Source organism: Daejeonella sp., assembly GCF_017495225.1.
Taxonomy (GTDB): domain Bacteria; phylum Bacteroidota; class Bacteroidia; order Sphingobacteriales; family Sphingobacteriaceae; genus Daejeonella.
In genome coordinates, this window is the sequence record NZ_JAFEIG010000032.1 from 1 (window position 1) to 5006 (window position 5006).

Genomic DNA, 5006 nt, shown 5'->3' on the forward strand with positions numbered 1-5006 from the left:
TCCCAAACAATTAGGAGCAAAGATTAAGGATAGGGTGTAGGATTTCAGATGTCGCCAGTCTGACAACGGCTAACTGACAACTCTTATCTGAGTAAGGAGCAAAGAGTAAGGACAAAAGGCTTGAGTAAGTAGCATGGGTGTTGATAACCTGAAAACTGATCCCAATTTCGTTAGCCTGACAAAGACAAATCTATTTTTACTTTCAAGTACGAGGCTTCGAGAACCTCAGCCACCAGGTAGCAAACGTCGCTAATCTAACCATCTAACTACTAACCAACTAACTACCTTCTCCCCTTTTTTACCGCCGGAAATCTCATTTTATAATCCACTTTCACCATTCCTTTGGAGATAGATGTTAATCTATTGTTTAGCATGGTTTTGCGTAGGGGACTTAATTTATCGACGAAGAGTTTACCTTCAATATGATCGTATTCATGCTGAATAACCCTTGCTGCTAGTCCGCTGAAAGTTTCCTCATGCTTTACCCAATTTTCATCAAAATAAGAAAGCCTCACATTTTCTTTTCTTTCTACATCTTCGCGAATATCGGGAATGCTCAAGCAACCTTCGTTGAACGACCATTTTTCGCCACTTTCTTCTAAGATTTCGGCATTGATGAACACTTTTTTAAAGTCTTTAAGTGAGGGTTCATCTTCCGCGAAGGAAGTAGCATCAATTACAAATAAACGAATGGCTAATCCAATTTGTGGAGCTGCCAGACCTACCCCATGTGCACCATACATGGTTTCAAACATGTTTGCGATTAATACCTCTAAATCAGGGTATTCTGCATTTATATCTGTGGCTTTTTTACGAAGCACAGCGTCTCCATAGGCAACAATGGGTAATTTCATAATACAAAAATAGAATCTTTTCTAGAGCTAACAAACTGGAAGACCATTGAAAGCTAATAAATGTTAATCAAGCGTATAATTAAACGGATGGACTTTAATCTTTCGGATTAAATATCAAAGAGCTTAGATCTTTTGTTTCAAACATTTCATTGGCTATTTCAAGTAATTGCGCCGCATTTACTTTGTTAATTTTAGCGAATACCTCTTCCAAAGAATCTACTCGGTTAAAGTCGAGTAAGCTTTTACTCATTGAAATTATTAATCCCATTCTATTTTCCTCACCAAGAGCTATTTGTCCGATGAACTTATTTTTTGCCTGTTGTAATTGAATCGGACCAATTTTTTGATCGCGGAGTTTTTTTAACTCTTTTTCGAGCAATTTTATGGCCTTTTCAGTTTTCTCGGGATCGGTACCAAAGTAAATAGAAAAGATGCCCGTATCACTCATTGGGGTATAATTTGATTCGATCGTATAGGCAATGCCATATTTTTCGCGAATTTCTAAATTGAGTCGCGAGCTCATTCCATTCCCACCTAATAAATTATTGAGTAATAAAAAGGCGGTCCTATTTTTATCATGAAATGAGTAAGCACGCTTACCAATTACGCAGTGAGCTTGGTTAATGGGCTTATCAAAAACACAATTTTGGGGTGTATAATGACCTATTTTTTCACGTGTGCGTTCTGGAAGATTGGCCGGAATTTTTCCGTAAAGTTTTTCGCTGATGCGGATAATTGATTTGAAATTATAATCACCAAAGATGCCAACAATGATTTCATCTGTGCGGTAATTGGATTTCATAAATTGTTGAATATCCTTTTTTTGGAAGCTTTTTACGGATTCTGGTGTACCTAAAATATTTCTTCCCAAAGAGTGACCTTCAAACAGTAGATCTTCAAAATCATCATTTATAGCTTCGTCGGGTTGATCTTGATAGGATGAAATTTCATCTAAAATAACCTCTTTTTCCTTTTTCATTTCTTCCTCTGGAAAAACAGAATGGAAGATGATATCTTCGAAAAGGTCGAGTGATCTTTCCAAATGTGGTTTTAAGAAGGAAGCGTGAACGCAAGTATATTCTTTTGTGGTGTAGGCATTTAAATCTGCGCCAACAAGCTCTAAGCGGTTTAAAATTTGGTTGGTATTTCTTTTCTCGGTTTGTTTAAAGAGAAGGTGTTCAATAAAATGGGCAAGTCCATCCTTTGCATGACCTTCATCACGCGATCCAGCATTAATTATTATGCATGCATGGGAAATATTTGAAGGGCTTGTTTTATGCAAAACGCGTATTCCGTTTTGCAATTGGTGAACCTGATAATCCATATAAATTAAAGGTAGAAATTTGATTTTAGTATCAAATCATTTGTTGATTGCCTGGTTAAATTAGCTATTTAAAAATCAATTTTAAACAGGCTATAATCATTTCAATTTGCCTTTATAAGTTTTCTTAAATAAGTTATAACGCGGAATAGAAATGGCTCTAACATATCCCTGATTAGGATTATGCTCAATATAATCTTGATGATACTCTTCAGCTCTGTAAAACTCTGTTAATGGTTTTAATTCAGTGACTATTGCTTTTTTAAACCTACCTGATTGGCTAATATCTCTAACAGACTGTTCTGCGCTGGCTTTTTCTGTTGGTCCACTATAAAATAAGATGGATCGATAAGATGAGCCTTTATCGGGACCCTGCTGATTTGGGGTAGTTGGATCATGCGAAGCAAAAAATACTTTACATAATTCGGCATAAGAAATTACCTGAGGATTATAATAAACGAGTACTGTTTCTGCATGCCCGGTTGTTTCGGTATTCACTAAATCATAAGTTGGGTTGGGTACGTTTCCGCCTGCATATCCCGAAATGGCCGAGTCGACCCCTGCTACCGATTCAAATATATGTTCAGAACACCAAAAACACCCTTCAGCAAAGGCTGCGATTGCTTTTCCTTTTGGTGTAATAAGTTTTACTTTTCTTACATCTGATTTTTTCTGTGAGATGGCATCACAGGAAAATAAAACCAAAAGAATTGACAGAGCAGGTATAATGTATAGATAGCGTTTCATTTTTTTCATTTTTTTAAATATACGCAATAGCTTTCTGGATAGACTGAAATGGTCGTAAAATCAGACATATACATGACAACTGTAAATTGGCTTAGATTTCTTTTTTTACATTTTGCTGTGAGTGAAATTCAAATTCATTAAAACTTAATAAGGACCCACGAATCACGAGGCGATTTTTTTTACTGGGGAAATATTGATATACTAACTATTAGGTAATATTTAAATGATATAATATATTTGAGGGAGGTGAAAATAAAAGATTTCCTAAATTTTCGATTCAAGTTCGAATTGATGGAACGACTCTGAAAACAAAATATGAACAGATTAATACTCTTTTTTCTACTATTAGGAAATGTTGCTTTTGGACAAACGAATATTGTTGACAAATTAAAAGTTAGACAAGATTTTGAGAAATTAATGTCAAATTTGGAAACAAACTATGTTTATTATAACACAAAAGATGTTGATTTAAATTGTATTGAAAGCTATTACAGTCAAAAAATTGACAGCATAAAAAACAGTACAGAAGTGTTGTTATTTTTTGAATACATATTGGATGAGTTTTATGACTCACACCTTCATTTGAATACTTCAAACAAATTTTCTTACAGGCTTTACAGTCCAATTTTTGTTTCAACAATAGGAGATAAAACTGAAATTTCTAGTACTTGGAAAGACCAAATAGAAAGTGGATTGAACATCAATATTACTAATGCTGAGATACTAACATTTAACGGAATTAATTTCAATGAGTTAATTGAAAAATTCCCAACACATTGTCAAAATAAAAACAATAATGAGGTAAGAACTTGGATTTCGAATAAAATACTTTCAGGAAGACGAAATGAACCGAGAATAGTTACTTTAAAAACCAAAACAGGTAAAATAGAAACATTAGATATTGATAAAATCAAGATTAGAAAAGACACCAATTTATTGTCCTACAAAATTATTGACAATATTGGAGTTATCCGTTTAAATAATTCATTGGGAGAAACAAAAACTAAAGAAGAATTTAAACAAGCCCTAAACAACCTAGAAGAAACTAATGGTATTATTTTGGACTTACGAAACACAGTAGACGGTGGAAACACAAATATAGCATACCCTATTGCGGGACATTTCACAAATAAAAAAATGATATTTCAGAAGTACATTAACAAACAAGAAAATTTTGATGACTATATAAAAACTACAAAACCTAAATACAACAAACCATTAATTGTTTTAGTTGGGAGATGGACAGGAAGTGTAGGAGAAGGTTTAGCATCTGGATTTGATGGAACCGGTATTGGAAAAATAGTTGGTACAGAAATGTTGAAATTAGCAGGTGCAACTAAAAGTTATAAGTTCTCTAATTTTAATTATGGTTATCAATACTCTTATATTGAGGTTTTACACATTACAGGTTATCCAAGAGAAAAATTTGTACCAAAATATAAAGTAGTATGTAATGATGACATCGAAGACGAATTTATAAAAGAAGGAATTAGAATGATTAACCATCAAAAATAAACTTTGATAGGAGAATATTCTATCTCAATTAAGTATCGAATGAAGGTTATTGATGAAAGATTAAGTGGTGTATCTGAAATTTTGTTCTAATTGATTATGCTAATCATAAATAACTACCGTAACATTCTTGTAATTCCTAATATTACAAATTCAAAGAATCCTGAAATGGATTCTTCGGTTATGAGCGGAAAAATAATCATTACAACTACAATTTTTCTATTAATACGAAATCCGCATAAAAAATGAATCTCTTTCTTTTGAAGGCCAAAAGAAACAAAAGCCCATTTTTTCCCTCCATGGGAGTCCTTTGGACTAAGGCAGCTGTTCCGAAGGACTCCTTTGGAGTTCACACCCATCACACACAAAAGCCAAAAGTGCTCGGATTGCGTTTTACGAAGGGTAAAACAATGCCCGTTGGCTGAGGCTCTCGAAGCCTTGTTTAACAGCTGCTGGTATCGCAAAATGCGATACCATGTCTTCAATCTATTTTTTAGATAATTGAAACATGAAATTTTCAGGAAATCGGTTTTTATTTCGTTTTACTTGCTCCTCGTACCCCAATATCACCC

6 protein-coding genes are annotated in these 5006 nt (G+C 33.9%); 2 read left to right on the forward strand and 4 right to left on the reverse strand.

Annotation, left to right across the window (positions count from 1 at the left end; all coding sequences use genetic code 11):
- Positions 1 to 281: 281 nt before the first annotated feature.
- The 3 genes from def to msrA form a co-directional block, all read right to left on the reverse strand.
- Positions 282 to 854, reverse strand: coding sequence for a peptide deformylase (gene def / locus QZ136_RS11690; RefSeq protein ID WP_291403730.1), 573 nt, complete (start codon positions 852 to 854; stop codon positions 282 to 284).
- A gap of 94 nt (positions 855 to 948) precedes the next feature.
- A complete protein-coding gene (locus QZ136_RS11695; RefSeq protein WP_291403732.1) occupies positions 949 to 2178 on the reverse strand; it encodes a pitrilysin family protein in 1230 nt (409 codons plus the stop codon).
- A 96-nt stretch (positions 2179 to 2274) separates the two neighbouring features.
- Entirely contained in the window at positions 2275 to 2931 is a 657-nt protein-coding gene (msrA, locus tag QZ136_RS11700) for a peptide-methionine (S)-S-oxide reductase MsrA (RefSeq protein ID WP_291403734.1), read from the reverse strand.
- A gap of 306 nt (positions 2932 to 3237) precedes the next feature.
- Here msrA and QZ136_RS11705 point away from each other — a divergent pair, with 306 nt between their 5' ends.
- Both QZ136_RS11705 and QZ136_RS11710 read left to right on the forward strand, forming a co-directional pair.
- Positions 3238 to 4437: a S41 family peptidase gene (locus tag QZ136_RS11705; protein WP_291403736.1), complete on the forward strand. Its 1200-nt coding sequence runs from the start codon at positions 3238 to 3240 to the stop codon at positions 4435 to 4437.
- A gap of 242 nt (positions 4438 to 4679) precedes the next feature.
- Complete coding sequence (locus tag QZ136_RS11710) at positions 4680 to 4859, forward strand: hypothetical protein (RefSeq protein ID WP_291403738.1); 180 nt, start codon at positions 4680 to 4682, stop codon at positions 4857 to 4859.
- 61 nt (positions 4860 to 4920) lie between these two features.
- On the opposite strand, the gene QZ136_RS13465 is transcribed toward QZ136_RS11710, so the two are convergent.
- Complete coding sequence (locus QZ136_RS13465) at positions 4921 to 5004, reverse strand: ORF6N domain-containing protein (RefSeq protein WP_363245304.1); 84 nt, start codon at positions 5002 to 5004, stop codon at positions 4921 to 4923.
- Between the last annotated feature and the right edge of the window lie 2 nt (positions 5005 to 5006).

Coding starts and splice junctions, on each gene's coding strand:
- msrA (WP_291403734.1), bottom strand. CDS start 2,931: ATGAAAAAAATGAAACGCTATCTATACATTATACCTGCTCTGTCAATT.
- def (WP_291403730.1), bottom strand. CDS start 854: ATGAAATTACCCATTGTTGCCTATGGAGACGCTGTGCTTCGTAAAAAA.
- QZ136_RS11695 (WP_291403732.1), bottom strand. CDS start 2,178: ATGGATTATCAGGTTCACCAATTGCAAAACGGAATACGCGTTTTGCAT.
- QZ136_RS11710 (WP_291403738.1), top strand. CDS start 4,680: ATGAATCTCTTTCTTTTGAAGGCCAAAAGAAACAAAAGCCCATTTTTT.
- QZ136_RS11705 (WP_291403736.1), top strand. CDS start 3,238: ATGAACAGATTAATACTCTTTTTTCTACTATTAGGAAATGTTGCTTTT.